16 protein-coding genes are annotated in these 15,638 nt (G+C 64.4%); 12 read left to right on the top strand and 4 right to left on the bottom strand.

Annotated elements, in window-relative coordinates:
* Positions 1 to 9: 9 nt before the first annotated feature.
* Complete coding sequence (locus tag NCR93_RS09370; RefSeq protein ID WP_175982534.1) at positions 10 to 1,719, bottom strand: glutamine--tRNA ligase/YqeY domain fusion protein; 1,710 nt, start codon at positions 1,717 to 1,719, stop codon at positions 10 to 12.
* Positions 1,720 to 2,103: 384 nt separating this feature from the next.
* Between NCR93_RS09370 and NCR93_RS09365 the strand changes: the two genes are divergently transcribed.
* The gene (locus NCR93_RS09365; RefSeq protein WP_008341996.1) at positions 2,104 to 2,316 is read left to right on the top strand and encodes a hypothetical protein; all 213 of its coding nucleotides are present in this window, start codon (positions 2,104 to 2,106) and stop codon (positions 2,314 to 2,316) included.
* 4 nt (positions 2,317 to 2,320) lie between these two features.
* Here NCR93_RS09365 and NCR93_RS09360 read toward each other — a convergent pair whose 3' ends face one another.
* Positions 2,321 to 3,541 carry a CaiB/BaiF CoA transferase family protein gene (locus tag NCR93_RS09360; RefSeq protein ID WP_175982533.1) on the bottom strand — a complete coding sequence of 407 codons (1,221 nt, stop codon included), beginning with the start codon at positions 3,539 to 3,541 and terminating at the stop codon, positions 2,321 to 2,323.
* A 200-nt stretch (positions 3,542 to 3,741) separates the two neighbouring features.
* Here NCR93_RS09360 and alaS point away from each other — a divergent pair, with 200 nt between their 5' ends.
* From alaS to NCR93_RS09305, 11 genes are all read left to right on the top strand, one after another.
* Positions 3,742 to 6,366 (top strand): alanine--tRNA ligase, encoded by a 2,625-nt coding sequence (gene alaS, locus NCR93_RS09355; RefSeq protein ID WP_008341992.1) that lies wholly within the window; start codon positions 3,742 to 3,744, stop codon positions 6,364 to 6,366.
* 123 nt (positions 6,367 to 6,489) lie between these two features.
* Positions 6,490 to 6,735, top strand: a complete 246-nt coding sequence (locus NCR93_RS09350; RefSeq protein WP_008341990.1) for a hypothetical protein — start codon at positions 6,490 to 6,492, stop codon at positions 6,733 to 6,735.
* A gap of 143 nt (positions 6,736 to 6,878) precedes the next feature.
* Entirely contained in the window at positions 6,879 to 7,913 is a 1,035-nt protein-coding gene (locus tag NCR93_RS09345; protein ID WP_033537101.1) for a threonine aldolase family protein, read from the top strand.
* Between the two features lie 65 nt (positions 7,914 to 7,978).
* Positions 7,979 to 9,127 (top strand): 4-hydroxybutyrate dehydrogenase, encoded by a 1,149-nt coding sequence (gene gbd / locus NCR93_RS09340; RefSeq protein WP_175982532.1) that lies wholly within the window; start codon positions 7,979 to 7,981, stop codon positions 9,125 to 9,127.
* 3 nt (positions 9,128 to 9,130) lie between these two features.
* Positions 9,131 to 9,568 carry an acyl-CoA thioesterase gene (locus NCR93_RS09335; RefSeq protein WP_008341987.1) on the top strand — a complete coding sequence of 146 codons (438 nt, stop codon included), beginning with the start codon at positions 9,131 to 9,133 and terminating at the stop codon, positions 9,566 to 9,568.
* Between the two features lie 70 nt (positions 9,569 to 9,638).
* Positions 9,639 to 10,520: a branched-chain amino acid ABC transporter permease gene (locus NCR93_RS09330; protein ID WP_051996832.1), complete on the top strand. Its 882-nt coding sequence runs from the start codon at positions 9,639 to 9,641 to the stop codon at positions 10,518 to 10,520.
* Complete coding sequence (locus tag NCR93_RS09325; RefSeq protein ID WP_239295556.1) at positions 10,513 to 11,595, top strand: branched-chain amino acid ABC transporter permease; 1,083 nt, start codon at positions 10,513 to 10,515, stop codon at positions 11,593 to 11,595. The genes NCR93_RS09330 and NCR93_RS09325 overlap by 8 nt, the downstream gene beginning before the upstream one ends.
* On the top strand, positions 11,592 to 12,332 hold the full coding sequence (locus NCR93_RS09320) for an ABC transporter ATP-binding protein (protein ID WP_239295555.1): 741 nt from the start codon (positions 11,592 to 11,594) through the stop codon (positions 12,330 to 12,332). Before NCR93_RS09325 ends, NCR93_RS09320 begins: the two co-directional genes overlap by 4 nt.
* Positions 12,329 to 13,054 (top strand): ABC transporter ATP-binding protein, encoded by a 726-nt coding sequence (locus NCR93_RS09315; protein WP_175982531.1) that lies wholly within the window; start codon positions 12,329 to 12,331, stop codon positions 13,052 to 13,054. The genes NCR93_RS09320 and NCR93_RS09315 overlap by 4 nt, the downstream gene beginning before the upstream one ends.
* Before the next feature lie 36 nt (positions 13,055 to 13,090).
* Positions 13,091 to 13,339, top strand: a complete 249-nt coding sequence (locus NCR93_RS09310) for a FitA-like ribbon-helix-helix domain-containing protein (protein WP_208457010.1) — start codon at positions 13,091 to 13,093, stop codon at positions 13,337 to 13,339.
* A complete protein-coding gene (locus tag NCR93_RS09305; RefSeq protein WP_239295554.1) occupies positions 13,336 to 13,635 on the top strand; it encodes a PIN domain-containing protein in 300 nt (99 codons plus the stop codon). Before NCR93_RS09310 ends, NCR93_RS09305 begins: the two co-directional genes overlap by 4 nt.
* A gap of 83 nt (positions 13,636 to 13,718) precedes the next feature.
* Here NCR93_RS09305 and iolB read toward each other — a convergent pair whose 3' ends face one another.
* The gene (gene iolB, locus NCR93_RS09300; protein WP_008341974.1) at positions 13,719 to 14,531 is read right to left on the bottom strand and encodes a 5-deoxy-glucuronate isomerase; all 813 of its coding nucleotides are present in this window, start codon (positions 14,529 to 14,531) and stop codon (positions 13,719 to 13,721) included.
* Positions 14,528 to 15,433, bottom strand: coding sequence for a myo-inosose-2 dehydratase (iolE, locus tag NCR93_RS09295; protein WP_175982529.1), 906 nt, complete (start codon positions 15,431 to 15,433; stop codon positions 14,528 to 14,530). The genes iolB and iolE overlap by 4 nt, the downstream gene beginning before the upstream one ends.
* Between the last annotated feature and the right edge of the window lie 205 nt (positions 15,434 to 15,638).

Genomic DNA, 15,638 nt, shown 5'->3' with positions numbered 1-15,638 from the left:
GCATCGATGTCAGGCCGGCTTGCCCCAGCTGTCGCGCAGGCTGACGATGCGGTTGAACACGGGCTTACCCGGCTGCGAATCCACACGGTCCGCGACGAAGTAGCCGTGCCGCTCGAACTGGAAGCGGTCTTCGGCGTTCGCATCGCGCGCGCTCGGTTCGAGATAGGCGTTCACGACGCGCTTCGAATCCGGATTGAGCGCGTCGAGGAACTCCGCGCCGCCCGCGCCCGGCTGCGGTTCCTTGAACAGACGGTCGTACAGACGCACCTCGGCCGCATAAGCGCTCGCCGCGCTGACCCAGTGGATCGTGCCCTTCACCTTGTAGTTGTTCGCGCCTTCGGTGCCCGACTTGCTGTCCGGGAAGTAGTTGCAGTGCACTGCGATCACGTTGCCGTTCTCGTCCTTGTCCGCGCCCGTGCATTCGACGATGAAGCCGTACTTCAGACGCACCTTGTTGCCGGGGAAGAGGCGGAAATAGCCCTTCGGCGGCGTTTCCTGAAAGTCCTCGCGCTCGATCCACAATTCGCGCGAGAACGGGAACGTGCGTACGCCGCGATCCGCATGATGCGGATGCACCGGCGCGCTGCATTCCTCGCTCTGTCCTTCCGGATAGTTGTCGATGATGAGCTTCAGCGGATCGAGCACGGCGATCGCGCGCGGCGCTTTCTCGTCGAGATCGTCGCGCAGTGCGCCTTCGAGAATGCTCATGTCGATCCACGAATCGACCTTCGTCACGCCGACGCGCTCGACCATCAAACGAATGCTTTCCGGCGTAAAGCCGCGGCGACGCACGCCGACGATGGTCGGCATGCGCGGATCGTCCCAGCCGTCGACGTGATTGTCCTGCACGAGCTGCAGCAGCTTGCGCTTGCTCGTGATCGCGTAGGTGAGGTTCAGGCGCGAGAACTCGATTTGTTGCGGGAGCGGACGCTGAAACACGCCGTCGTCCGCGAGCTGCGCGAGGAACCAGTCGTAGAGCGGCCGATGATCTTCGAACTCCAGCGTGCAGAGCGAGTGCGTGATGTTCTCGATCGCGTCCGACACGCAGTGCGCGTAGTCGTACATCGGGTAGATGCACCACGTATCGCCGGTACGGTAATGATGCGCGAAGCGGATGCGGTAGATGACCGGATCGCGCATGTTGAAGTTCGGCGACGCCATGTCGATTTTCGCGCGCAGCACGTGCTCGCCTTCCTTGAACTCGCCCGCCTTCATGCGGCGGAAGAGGTCGAGGTTTTCTTCGGGCGAACGATCGCGATACGGCGAGTTGATGCCGGCTTCGGTGGCCGAGCCGCGCGTCGCGCGCATCTCTTCGGCCGTTTGACTGTCGACGTACGCCTGGCCCTTCTTGATGAGCATTTCGGCGTATTCGTACAGCTTGTCGTAGTAGTCGCTCGCGAAATAGCGGTGCTCGATGCCGTTCTTGTTCCAGTCGAAGCCGAGCCATTTCACGGCGTCGATGATCGAATCGACGTATTCGACGCTTTCTTTCTCGGGATTCGTATCGTCGAAGCGCAGATGGCACACGCCGCCGTAATCCGCGGCGAGGCCGAAGTTCACGCAGATGCTCTTCGCATGGCCGATATGCAGATAGCCGTTCGGCTCCGGCGGAAAGCGCGTCTCGACCCGCTGCGACCATTTGCCGGAGCGGTTGTCGTCTTCGATGATGTTGCGAATGAAATTGGATGGCGCCGGAGCGTCGTTGCGATCGGTGTTCATGCGGAAAAAGTGGCAGCGGATGCGCTCGCGCGCGTGATCGGTTCGGGAAGCGCTCGATGAAACTCGAAACGCGTACGAAGGCCTTGAATATTGGGTCGATTCTACCTTACGCAACCGTCCGGGGCAGGCCGCGGCGGCGTATGAGGAAGCGCTCGCGCTTTGTTTCGCCGGGCGGTTCCAGCCGTCGCGCCGTTTCGCGAGTTCCGTTACATGGTTTACGTGCCGCGGCACGCCTCGTAACCGCCGTAACGGGACGTAAATCGCGTTGAAAGGCGCGCGCGCGGGCTCTTAAGATCGGCTCGCGTGCATCGAGCGCGCCGGTTCCGGGGGCACGCTCGAGCGCCAGGCACAACACATCACAACGACAACACAAGGAAGCCCATCATGAAGAAGATCGCCCTCACGACGCTCAAATTCGCCGCCGCAGCCGCGCTCGTATCGAGCCTCGCCGCCTGCGCAAACGTCTCGCGTCAGCAGGCTCACGCGGGCGTCGGCGCGGCCGCCGGCGGCGCGCTCGGGTATCTGGTCACGGGCGGGCCGATCGGCACCGTCGCGGGCGCGGCGGCGGGCGGTCTGATCGGCGCGGGCGTTCGATAAGGGTTCAGATCGCCTTCTTTTCCCGCAATCGCGCGATTTTCGCTTCGTCGTAGCCGAGCACGTCGGCCAGCACGCTCGACGTGTGCTCGCCTAGCAGCGGCGGATGCGTGCGCGCTTCGGGCGGCGTCGCGCTCATCTTGATCGGGCTCGCGACGAGTTTCACGGTGCCGGCCGTCGGATGCGGCAGATCGATCTGCATCCTGCGCGCGAGCACTTGCGGATCCTCGAATACTTCGCCGAGATCGTTGATCGGCCCGCACGGCACGCCCGCCGCCTCGAGCTCGGCGATCCATTCGTGCTTGCCTTTCAGACGCACCATGTCCGCGAGAATCGGCACGAGCATGTCGCGGTTGCGCACGCGCGACGGATTCGCCGCGAAACGCGCGTCGTCGGCCAGCTCGGGGCGTCCGCCCGCTTCGACGAACTTGCGGAACTGCCCGTCGTTGCCCACCGCGACGATGATCCAGCCATCGCTCGTCTGGAAGGTCTGATACGGCACGATGTTCGGATGCGCGTTGCCCCAGCGCACCGGCGGCTTGCCGCTCGCGAGAAAATTCGTGTTCATGTTGGCGAGCATCGCGACCTGCACGTCGAGCAGCGCCATGTCGATGTATTGGCCCTCGCCCGTGCGGTCGCGGTGCGCGAGCGCGGTGAGCACGCCGATGGTCGCGTACATGCCGGTCATCAGATCGGCGATCGCCACCCCCGCTTTCTGCGGACCGCCGCCGGGCTGGCCGTCGCGCTCGCCGGTGATGCTCATGAATCCGCCGATGCCCTGCACGATGAAATCGTAGCCCGCGCGCGACGCGTACGGCCCCGTCTGCCCGAAGCCCGTCACCGAGCAATAGACGATGTCCGGCTTCACGGCCTTCAGCGACTCGTAGTCGAGCCCGTACTTCTTCAGTTGCCCGGCCTTGTAGTTTTCGAGGACGACATCGCTTTGCGCGGCCAGTTCGCGCACGATCTGCTGGCCTTCGGGCGTGGCGATATCGACCGTCACCGAGCGCTTGTTGCGGTTCGCCGCGAGGTAGTACGCGGCTTCGTGCGTGTCGTTGCCCTCGGGCGTCTTGAGGTAGGGCGGGCCCCAGTGACGGGTGTCGTCGCCGGTTCCGGGCCGCTCGATCTTGATGACGTCCGCGCCGAAGTCGGCGAGCGTCTGCGCGCACCACGGTCCCGCCAGCACGCGGGTCAGGTCCAGCACGCGGATATGGCTCAAGGCTCCCATCGATGTGTCTCGCTACGTTGTGTCTCCGGAGTGCGACTGTCGCACAGAACCGCGGCGTGCGCGATAGCGCGGGCGTCCGCATCGCCCGGGCGCGCGCGGCGAATCCCGTATAATCGACAATCACCCTTGTTCCGCCGGCAGCCTGCGAAATCAGCTGCCCGCGGGCGCCATCAAAGAACCGAAGACACGCCCCGTACGCTATGAAAGCCGCCGAAATACGCGAGAAATTCCTGAAGTTTTTCGAATCGAAGGGCCATACGATCGTGCGTTCGTCGAGCCTCGTGCCCGGCAACGACCCGACGCTGCTCTTCACCAACTCGGGCATGGTCCAGTTCAAGGACGTGTTCCTGGGCAGCGAATCGCGTCCGTATTCGCGCGCGACGACCGCGCAGCGCAGCGTGCGCGCGGGCGGCAAGCATAACGATCTGGAGAACGTCGGCTACACCGCGCGGCATCACACGTTCTTCGAGATGCTCGGCAACTTCTCGTTCGGCGATTACTTCAAGCGCGACGCGATTCACTACTGCTGGGAACTGCTGACGAAGGTCTACAACCTGCCGGCGGAAAAACTCACGGTCACGGTCTATCAGGAAGACGACGAAGCCTTCGATATCTGGGCGAAGGAAATCGGCGTGCCGGTCGAGCGCATCATCCGCATCGGCGACAACAAGGGCGCCCGTTACGCATCGGACAATTTTTGGCAGATGGCCGACACCGGCCCGTGCGGTCCGTGCTCCGAAGTGTTCTACGACCACGGCCCGGAAATCTGGGGCGGCCCGCCGGGATCGCCCGAAGAAGACGGCGACCGCTTCATCGAGATCTGGAATCTCGTGTTCATGCAGTTCAATCGCGACGCGCAAGGCAACATGACGCCGCTGCCCAAGCAGTGCGTCGATACCGGCATGGGCCTCGAACGTCTCGCCGCGGTGCTGCAGCACGTGCACAGCAACTATGAGATCGACCTGTTCCAGAATCTCATCAAGGCCGCGGCGCGCGAAACGAACACGCCGGATCTGGAAAACAACTCGCTGAAGGTGATCGCGGACCACATCCGCGCATGCTCGTTCCTGATCGTCGACGGCGTCATTCCCGGCAACGAAGGCCGCGGCTACGTGCTGCGCCGCATCGTGCGCCGCGCGATCCGTCACGGCTACAAGCTCGGCAAGAAGGGCGCGTTCTTCCACAAGCTCGTCGCGGATCTCGTCGCGGAAATGGGCGCGGCGTATCCGGAACTCACCGATGCGCAACAACGCGTGACCGACGTGCTGCGTCAGGAAGAAGAGCGCTTCTTCGAGACCATCGAGCACGGTATGTCGATCCTCGAAGGCGAACTCGCCGATCTCGAAAAGAAGGGCGTGAAGCAACTGGACGGCGAACTCGCGTTCAAGCTGCACGACACCTACGGCTTCCCGCTCGATCTGACGGCGGACGTGTGCCGCGAGCGTGGCGTGACCGTCGACGAACCCGCGTTCGACGACGCGATGGCGCGTCAGCGCGATCAGGCGCGCGCGGCCGGCAAGTTCAAGCTGGCGGCGGGCCTCGAATACTCGGGCGCGAAGTCCACGTTCCACGGCTACGAAAAGGAAATCTTCGACGACGCGAAAATCCTCGCGTTGTACGTCGAAGGCGCATCGGTCAATGAAGTGAAGGACGGCCAGCAAGCGGTCGTCGTGCTCGATCACACGCCGTTCTATGCCGAATCGGGCGGCCAGGTCGGCGATCAGGGCGTGCTCGCGAACGCAAGCGTGCGCTTCGCCGTCGCGGACACGCTGAAAGTGCAGGCCGATGTCGTCGGTCATCACGGCACGGTCGAGCAGGGCACGCTCAAGGTCGGCGACGTCGTGAAGGCGGAAATCGACGGCGTGCGCCGCGCCCGCACCGCGCGCAATCACTCGGCCACGCATTTGATGCACAAGGCGCTGCGCGAAGTGCTCGGCGGTCACGTGCAGCAGAAAGGCTCGCTCGTCGATGCGGACAAGACGCGCTTCGACTTCGCACACAACGCGCCGATGTCGGACGAAGAAATCCGTCGCGTCGAGCAGATCGTCAACAACGAGATCATCGCGAACGCGCCGGGCGTCGTGCGCGTGATGCCGTACGACGACGCGGTGAAGGGCGGCGCGATGGCGCTCTTCGGCGAGAAATACGGCGACACCGTGCGCGTGCTCGATCTCGGCTTCTCGCGCGAGCTGTGCGGCGGTACGCACGTGCAGCGCACCGGCGACATCGGCTTCTTCAAGATCGTGATGGAAGGCGGCGTGGCGGCGGGCATTCGCCGCGTCGAGGCGATCACCGGCGACAACGCCGTGCGCTACGTGCAGGAACTGGATCAGCGCATCAATGCGGCAGCGGGCGTGCTGAAGGCGCAACCGTCCGAACTCACGCAACGCATCGCGCAGGTTCAGGAGCACGTGAAGTCGCTGGAGAAGGAACTGGGCGCGCTGAAATCGAAGCTGGCGGCGAGCCAGGGCGACGAACTCGTCTCGAAGGCCGTCGATGTTTCCGGCGTGCAGGTGCTCGCCGCGCAACTCGAAGGCGCGGACGTAAAGACGCTGCGTGAAACCGTCGACAAGCTCAAGGACAAGCTCAAGAGCGCGGCGATCGTGCTTGCATCGGTCGATGGCGGCAAGGTCAGCTTGATCGCGGGCGTGACGCCGGACGCGTCGAAAAAGGTGAAGGCGGGCGAGCTCGTCAATTTCGTCGCGCAGCAGGTCGGCGGCAAGGGCGGCGGCCGTCCCGACATGGCGCAGGCAGGGGGCACGGAACCGGCCAATCTGCCGGCCGCGCTGGCCGGCGTGACCGGATGGGTGCAGCAGCAGCTTTAAGCGTTCATCGCTTCTGACAAAACGGCTCGATCTGACGAAGATCGGGCCGTTTTTCTTTACACGCTGTCAGGTATGGCGCGTGCGTCTTCCCGTGAAGTTCCATCAACACAAGGGAGACGACATATGAATCGCAGACTCGCATCGATCATTCTGGCTTCGACGATGCTCGCAGCAACGGGCGCCGCGCAGGCGAAGGGCTGTCTGAAGGGCGCGGCGGTCGGCGGCGTCGCGGGACATGTCGCGGGCGGACATGGCACCGCGGGCGCGATCGGCGGCTGCGCGATCGGCCATCACGAAGCGAACAAGAAGGACAAGCAGGCGCAACAGGCGCAGCAGGCCAACGCCGCGAGCGCGCCGAACACCAAGTAGGCGCACGCGGTTCGGAAGGCGATGAACCGCTAAAATGGCCCGATTGCCGGCGCGCGCGATGACGTTCGATGTTTTAGCGCCCGCGCGCGCCGCGTTCAAAAACCGGCCATCACAGCGACCCCATGACAGCGCCCACGGACCCGATCCAACACTTCGCCTCCGACAACTACGCAGGCATCTGCCCGGAAGCGCTCCAAGCGCTGATCCAGGCCAACACGAGCGGCCACGAACCCGCCTATGGCGACGATTCGTGGACCACGCAAGTCTGCGACCGCATCCGCAACCTCTTCCAGACCGATTGCGAAGTCTTTTTCGTCTTCAACGGCACGGCGGCGAATTCGCTCGCGCTCGCGTCGCTCTGTCAGTCGTATCACTCGGTGATCTGCCACGAACTCGCGCATATCGAAACCGATGAATGCGGCGGCCCCGAATTCTTCTCCGGCGGCTCGAAGCTGCTCACCGCGAAGGGCGAGAACGGCAAGCTCACGCCCGACGCGATCGAGGAACTCGTCACGAAGCGCTCGGATATCCACTATCCGAAGCCCAAGGTCGTCTCGCTTACGCAGGCGACGGAAGTCGGCACCGTCTACACCGTCGAGGAGATCCGCGCGATCGCGGCCATCGCCAAGCGGCGGCATCTGAAGATCCACATGGACGGCGCGCGTTTCGCGAACGCGGTCGCGACGCTGAACGTGCATCCGTCGGAGATCACGTGGCGCGCGGGCGTCGATGTGCTGTGCTTCGGCGGCACGAAAAACGGTCTGCCGGTGGGCGAGGCGGTCGTGTTCTTCGACAAGGCGCTCGCCGCCGATTTTGCCTATCGCCTGAAGCAGGCCGGGCAACTCGCCTCGAAGATGCGCTTCATTTCCGCGCCGTGGCTCGGTCTGCTCGACGACGACGTCTGGCTGCGCAACGCGCGTCACGCGAACGCGATGGCATCGCTGATGGCCGAGCGCCTCGCCGGCATTCCGGGCGTGTCGCTGCTCTTCAAGCCCGAATCGAACGCGGTGTTCGCGGAGTTGCCGGCGCACGTCGCGGCGGCGCTGCGCGCGAAGGGCTGGCGCTTCTATCAGTTCATCGGCTCGGGCGGCTGCCGTCTGATGTGCGCGTGGGATACGCAGCGGGGGACCGTCGAGCGCTTCGTCGATGAAGTGCGCGCCTTGTCGGCGTCGATCTAACCCCGATTGACACTTCCGGCGTGCGGTTTCAACATGGCCGCACCTCTTTTATCGACGCTGACGCCATGGCCTTCATCTTCTATCTGACCCACATTCATCTCGGCTACGACGCGCTACAGACGCTGCAAAGCGAATGCGCGCGCATCGGGATGAAGCGTCCGCTCGTCATCACCGATAAAGGCGTGAAGGCAGCGGGGCTTGCCGATCGCGTGATCGAAAGCGCGCGGCTCGGCGCGCTGCCGGTGTTCGACGACACGCCGTCGAATCCGACCGAAGCGATGGTCATGCAAGCCGCCGCGCAATACAAGCGCGAAGGCTGCGACGGCCTGATCGCGGTGGGCGGCGGCTCATCGATCGATCTGGCGAAGGGCGTGGCGATTGCCGCGACGCACGACGAGCCGCTCACGACCTACGCGACGATCGAAGGCGGCAGCGGCAAGATCACCGAGCGCGCGGCGCCGCTGATCGCGGTGCCGACCACGTCGGGCACGGGCAGCGAAGTGGCGCGCGGCGCGATCATCATCCTGAACGACGGGCGCAAGCTCGGCTTCCATTCGTGGCATCTGCTGCCGAAATCGGCGGTCTGCGATCCGTCGCTCACGCTCGGCCTGCCGCCGTCGCTCACCGCCGCGACCGGCATGGACGCGATCGCGCATTGCATCGAAACGTTTCTCGCGCCCGCGTTCAATCCGCCCGCCGACGGCATCGCGCTCGATGGACTCGAACGCGCGTGGGCCAACATCGAGCGCGCGACGCACGACGGCCAGGACCGCGACGCGCGTCTGAACATGATGTCCGCGTCGATGCAGGGCGCGATGGCGTTCCAGAAGGGCCTCGGCTGCGTGCATTCGCTGTCGCATCCGCTGGGCGGGCTGGCGGTGAACGGACGCACGTCGCTGCATCACGGCACGCTGAACGCGGTGGTCTTGCCTGCCGTGCTGCGCTTCAACGAAAGCGCGCCGACGGTCGTCGCGGACCGGCGTTTCGGGCGCATGCGCCGCGTGATGAATCTCCCCGATGATGCCGATGTCGCGCAGGCCGTGCACGACATCACCGCGCGCCTCGGCCTGCCGACGCGTCTGTCGCAGATGGGCGTCGACGAAAGCATGTTCGACAAGGTCGTGAAGGGCGCGCTCGCGGATCACTGCCACAAGACGAACCCGCGCGAGGCGAGCGCCGACGATTATCGACGCATGCTGATGGAGTCTCTCTGAGCGATGAGCAAGCCGGTCCCGACCACGCGCGCCGATTACGCGCACTTCCTGCCGATCAGCACGCGCTGGTCGGATAACGACGTCTACGGCCACATCAACAACGTCGTCTACTACAGCTACTTCGATACGGTCGTGAACGAGTATCTGCTGCGCGCGGGCGTGCTCGATTTCAGCGAGGGCGCAACCATCGGCCTCGTCGTCGAGACGCGCTGCAATTTCTTCGCGCCGGTCGTGTTTCCCGAACCGATCGAGGCGGGCTTGCGCGTCGAGAAGCTCGGCAATACCAGCGTGCGCTACGAAGTCGCGATCTTCACGCAAGGCGCGGACGAAGCCGCCGCGCAGGGGCATTTCGTGCATGTCTACGTGGATCGCGTGACGCGCAGGCCGGTACCGTTGCCCGCGCCGCTCGTCGATGCGTTGAAGCCGCTCATCACCGGCTGAGGGTCGCGTTTTGCTTCAGTGGTTTTGCGTCAGTCTGCTCAACGGCGTGAGCGTGGGATTGCTGCTGTTCATGCTGTCGGCGGGACTCACGCTGATTTTCTCGATGCTCGGCGTGCTCAACTTCGCGCACGCGAGTTTCTACATGCTCGGCGCGTATGTCGGGCAGGCGCTCGCCGCGTACGGCGGATTCTGGTTCGCGCTCATCTGTGCGCCATTGATCGTTGGCGTTGCCGGGGCCTTGTTCGAGCGCCTGCTATTGAGGCGCGTCCATGCGCGCGGCGCGCTCGCCGACATGCTGCTGACCTTCGGCGCGGCCATCGTCATCGGCGAGGGCGTGAAGCTCGTCTGGGGACTCGGGCCGTTGCCCGCCGCCGTTCCGCGCGTGCTCGACGGACCGCTTTTCATGCTGTACGGCGCATCGTTCGCGCGCTATCGCGTGTTCATGATGACGGTCGCCGTCGTCATGCTCGGCGCGCTGTGGCTCGTGTTGCGTACATCGAAAACGGGGCTCATCGTGCGCGCGGCGCTTACGCATCCCGCGACCGTCGAAACGCTCGGCCACGATGTGCCGCGCGTCTTCACGATGGTCTTCGCCGCCGGCACCGCGCTCGCCGCGCTCGCTGGCGTGATCGGCGCGCCGCTCGCCGTCATCGAACCGGCGATGGCCGATGCGATGGGCCCGATCGTGTTCGTCGTCGTCGTGATCGGCGGGCTCGGATCGCTCGGCGGCGCGCTCGTCGCGTCGCTTCTGATCGGCTGCGTCCAGACCTTCGCGGTTGGCGCGAGCGCGACGGCGGGCGGCATCGCGGCATCGCTCGGCGTGACCTTGCCGCCTGCGTGGAGCGCGTTGACGGTCGCGCAACTCGCGCCCGTGCTGCCGTATCTGCTGCTCGTCGCGATGTTGGCCGCGCGGCCGCGCGGGCTTTTCGGCGAGCGCACGCGCGATGCTTAAGGTCTTCATCGCGCTGATCGTCGCGCTCGCGCTGCCGCCGCTCGTCGTCGATCAATCGTGGCTGCTCGCGTATCTCGCGCAGACGGCGACGCTCATCGTCCTCGCGCTTTCGTACAACCTGTTGCTCGGCGAGACGGGTTTGCTCTCGTTCGGGCACGCGGTCTATTCGGGTCTCGGCGCGTTCGCCGCCGCGCATGCGTTCGCTCGATTCGGCGTGCCGTTGCCGTTACTGCCGATGATCGGCGGATGCGCGGCGATGCTCGTCGCGGTCGTTTTCGGCGCGATTTCGACGCAGCGCGCGGGCACGTCCTTCGCGATGATCACGCTGGGCTTGAGCGAACTCGTCGCCGCATGCGTGTGGCTCGTGCAGGGGTGGTTCGGCGGCGAGGGCGGCGTGACGATCGATCGCGCGAGCGGGCCTTCGTTCTTCGCGATGACCTTCGGGCCGCCGCGCGAGGCGTATGCGTTGATCGCGTGCTGGTGCGTGATATCGGCGGTCGCGATGTTCGCGTTTTCGCGCACGCCGATGTGCCGTCTCGCCAACGCCGTGCGCGACAATCCCGCGCGCGCCGCCGCGATCGGCTTCGCGCCCGCGCGCGTGCGCTTGCACGTGTTGATCGTGTCGGCGTTTTTCGCGGGCATCGCGGGCGTGCTGGCGTTGATCAACGTCGAGCTGGTGTCGTCGGAGAGCGTCGGTCTTGCGCGATCGACGAGCGCGCTCGTCGCGACCGTGATCGGCGGCGCGGGCACGTTCGCCGGGCCGATCGTCGGCGCGGTGCTGCTCACGTTCTTCAGCGTCGGGCTCGCGAGCGTCAGCACCGCGTGGCCGATGTATCTCGGGCTCTTGTTCATGTGGGTCGTCGTGGCCGCGCCGGAAGGCGTCGCGGGCCTCGTTCGGCGCGATGCGCGGTCCTTGTGCATCGGCATGCTGAGCGCGATCGCGTGGGGCGTCGCGGTCGTCGTGCCGGTCGAAGCGCTTTACGCCGGACGAACCGATGCACGCGCGTGGTTCATCGCGTTGCCGTGCGCGTTGCTGGGCTTGTGGCTCGCGCGACGCACGAGGACCGCGCGATGAACGCGGCGCTCGAATTGCATGGCATCGTCAAGCGCTTCGGCGTGACGCGCGTACTGCGCGGCGTCGACTTGCAGGTCGCTGCGGGCGAGCGGCACGCGCTCATCGGACCGAACGGCGCGGGCAAATCCACGCTCTTCGATCTGATCTCGGGACGCACGCGGCCCGACGATGGACGCATCGTCGCGAGCGGAATCGATATCACCGGCAAGCCGCCGCAACGCGTATCGCGCTCGCTTGCCCGCAGCTTTCAGACGACGAGCGTGTTCGGCGGCTTGTCCGTGTTCGAGAACCTGCGTTGCGCGGCGCTCGGCGCGGCATCGTCGCGGCTTGTCGATCGATGGCTGCCTTCGCGACGAATCGACGAACGCGCGCACGCGATGCTCGATGCCATCGGCCTTGCCGCGCGCGCCGACGAACTCGCGGCACGCCTGACGTACGCGGAGCAACGCGCGCTCGATCTGGGCATCGCGCTTGCCACCGATGCGTCGCTGATCTTGCTCGACGAGCCCACCGCCGGCATGAATCGCGCGGAGGCGACTCGCGCGCTCGAACTGATTCGCGCGACGACGGAAGGGCGCACGCTGCTCGTCATCGAACATGACATGGATGCGGTTTTCGGCCTCGCGGATCGCATTTCGGTGCTCGTGCAAGGGCGCGTGATCGCCACCGATACGCCCGCTGCGATACGCGCGAATCGCGCTGTTCAGGACGCGTATCTCGGTGGAGTCGCGTCATGAAGGCGCAGTTGCGTATCGACGATTTGTGCGCGTGGTACGGCGCGGCGCAAGTGCTGCACGGCGTGCACCTGTGCATTGACGAAGGCGAAGCGGTGGCGCTTGTCGGCCGCAACGGATCGGGACGATCGACGCTCGCGAAAGCCATCATGGGACTCGTGCGATGCGCGGGCGACATGCGCTATCGCGATGTTCAGCTCGTCGGCTTGAGGGCGCATCGCATCGCGCGGCTGGGCATTGGTTACGTGCCCGAAACGCGCGATGTGTTCCCTGCGCTCACGGTGCGCGAAAATCTCGTGCTGGGCGAAAGGAAGGGCACGCGTTTTGCGTTGCGCGATGCGTATCGGCTGTTTCCCGTGCTCGAAGAACGCGCGTCGGTGAAGGCGGGCGCGTTGTCGGGCGGCGAGCAGCAGATGCTCGCGCTCGCGCGCACGTTGACGGGCGATCCGTCGCTGGTCGTCATCGACGAACCGGGCGAAGGGCTCGCGCCGCAAGTGCTCGCGCAAGTGGCCGCGTGTCTCGCGATGCTGCGCAACCGCGGCGTCGCGACGCTGCTGATCGAAGAGCGATTGACGATCGCGCGCACGCTCGATGCGCGCGTCGCGGTCATGGGGCATGGGGCGATACAGTTCGATGGGACGATCGAGACGCTCGCGCGCGATGAAGCGATCTCGCGGCAATGGCTGTCGGTCGGTGGGACGTTCGATTCGAGTCAATATGCCTGAAGTTCAATTTGATACATCGCTTCAACGGAGGTCAACGTGGTGGCCATGACCATTCAGGATATCGACGAGCAACTTGAGACCCGCTTGCGTATGCAGGCAGCGAAGCACGGTCGCTCGATGGAGGAAGAGGCTCGCGACATTCTGCGGACAGCTCTTTGGACAGAACCGGCGCAAGGAAAGAATCTTGTCGAATCGATTCGTGGCCGCATCGATCCGCTTGGCGGAGTCGAGTTGGAGCTTCCCAAGCGCGAGGCGATTCGTAACCCGTCCGGGTTCGATGAATGATCGTTCTAGATACCAACGTCCTTTCCGAGTTGCTGCGTCCGGCGCCGGAACAGCGCGTTTTGACATGGCTCGCCAACGAGCCGCGTTCGGCACTGTTCACCACGACTGTCACGCGTGGAGAAATTCTCTATGGAATATGGTCGATGGCCGCAGGTATCAGGCGGCAGCGCCTATGGGACGCCACGCGGATCATCTTCAGTGAAGATTTCGCTGGCCGTCTGCCGAGTTTCGATAACGATGCAGCCGATGCGTACGCGGAAATCGCTGCGTCGAGAAAGAGCATCGGCACCCATTAGTCAGTTCGACGCGACGATCTTCGATCCCTGGAACGCGTAGTGCAGCGAATGCCGCGACATGCGGCATTCGCCTTCCCGCTCGCTTAACCCTGCGCCTTGCTATCCCTCTCCACGATCCACTCATGCTTCGGATCGTTCTTGAAGTGCCACGTCCGCTTGTCGCCGGCCATCACGTTCAGATAGTAGTTATCGTAGCCATACGGCACGACCACCGGATGATACCCACGCGGCACCATGACGACATCGTGATCCTCGACGGCCATCGTTTCATCGAGATCGCGTTCATCGGTATAGACGCGCTGAAACGCGAAGCCTTGCGGCGGATTCAGTCGATGGTAATACGTCTCTTCGAGCGAGCTTTCGACGGGCACATTGTCCTGATCGTGCTTGTGCGGCGGATAGCTCGACGCATGTCCGCCCGGCGTGCGCACTTCCACGACCAGCAACGACTCGGCATCTTCCGTTTGCGGAAGAATGTCGCACACGTAGCGCGTATTCGCGTTCTTGCCGCGCGTCGAGCGCTTCATCTGCGATGGCTCGATGAGACGCGGCGGAAACTCGCCCTTCGCGGGCGCGCTCGCGACGCCGATCTGCGCATCGCGTTCCGCACGCACGATGGCGGCGAGCTTCGGCGGCACGTAGACGGCATACGGCGCGGCGTCTTCGAACACGCTGTCGCGCGAGCCGATCGACTGATAATGCTCGTCGCCCGCTTCGACGCTCACCGTGCCCGTCAACACGACGATGCAGCTTTCGCGATCCGCGTCGTAGACATGCACGACATCGCCCGCATTCAGGCGATACGCCGCGAAGCCGACGTGCTTCCAGCCCGCGGAATCGGGCGTGACGCGCGCGATGGTTTGTCCTTCGCGCGATGCTTTCACTAGCAGGCTCATGCTGCCTCCTTGAATGTTGCGTCGACGAGCGTACGTAGCGTGCGATAGCCCTTGTCGGCGTATGCGTAGCTCGGCGCGATCACCGGATCCTGTTCCGCTTCCACGACGAGCCAGCCTTCGTAATCATGGTTTGCGAGACACGCGATGATGCCCGGATAGTCGACGCAGCCATCGCCGGGCACGGAGAACGCGCCGTTGATGACCGCATCGAGAAAGCTCCAGTTGCGATTGCGCGCGAGCTTCACGATTTCGGGGCGCACGTCTTTGCAGTGGACGTGGCATACACGAGCGATGTGCTTTTGCAGCACGCTCAGGGCATCGCCGCCCGCGAACGTGATGTGTCCCGCGTCGAACAGCAGGCCGACCGAATCGTTGGTGAGCGCCATGAGGCGGTCGACGTCGGCGGGCGTTTCGACATACGCGCCCATGTGATGATGATAGGCGACGCGCACGCCGCGCGAGAGGGTGTATTCGGCGAAGCGGTTCAGGCGGTCTGCGTACTCGGTCCATTGCGCATCCGAGAAAAAGCGCGGACGTTGATAGAGCGGTTTTGGCGCGCCCTGGATCGAGTTGGCGACCTCGCCGTAGACCATTACGGTCGCGCCGTTTTGCGCGAGCAGGTCGAGATGGGGGCCCACGGCTTCGATTTCTTCTTCTGCGCTGCGTTCTGCGAGTCGGCCTGAATACCAACCGGAGACTAGCGCTAGCTCGTACTGCGCGAGCAAGGCTTTTAGCGCTTGCGGTTCGCGAGGGAACTTGTTGCCTAGCTCGAAGCCTTCATAGCCGATCTGTTTTCCTTCCGTCAGGGCGGTGGAGAGAGGCGTCTCGCCGCCGAGCGAAGGCAGGTCGTCGTTCATCCATGACAATGGATTGATGCCGATGCGTATCTTTTTCAAAGGCATGATGTTGGGTTCTCCTTTTTGCTTTTTGCTTTTTGCTTTGCTTTCGCCGGATCCCGGTTTCGCGTCGGTCTATTAGCACTGCCCCTGTGCGGGGCGGCAGTCACTTTCTTTGCTGCTGCAAAGAAAGCAACTGTATTGAGCGTCAAGGGTTGAGTTGGTAAGGATCATGGTTTTGGGGGATTCCAAGTTGTGCCGTCGCGCATCA

It is taken from the genome of Caballeronia sp. ATUFL_F1_KS39 (genome assembly GCF_023630985.1).
Taxonomy (GTDB): domain Bacteria; phylum Pseudomonadota; class Gammaproteobacteria; order Burkholderiales; family Burkholderiaceae; genus Caballeronia; species Caballeronia zhejiangensis.
The sequence above is the reverse complement of the archived record's forward strand: the minus strand, read 5'-3'. Positions and strand labels throughout refer to the sequence as shown.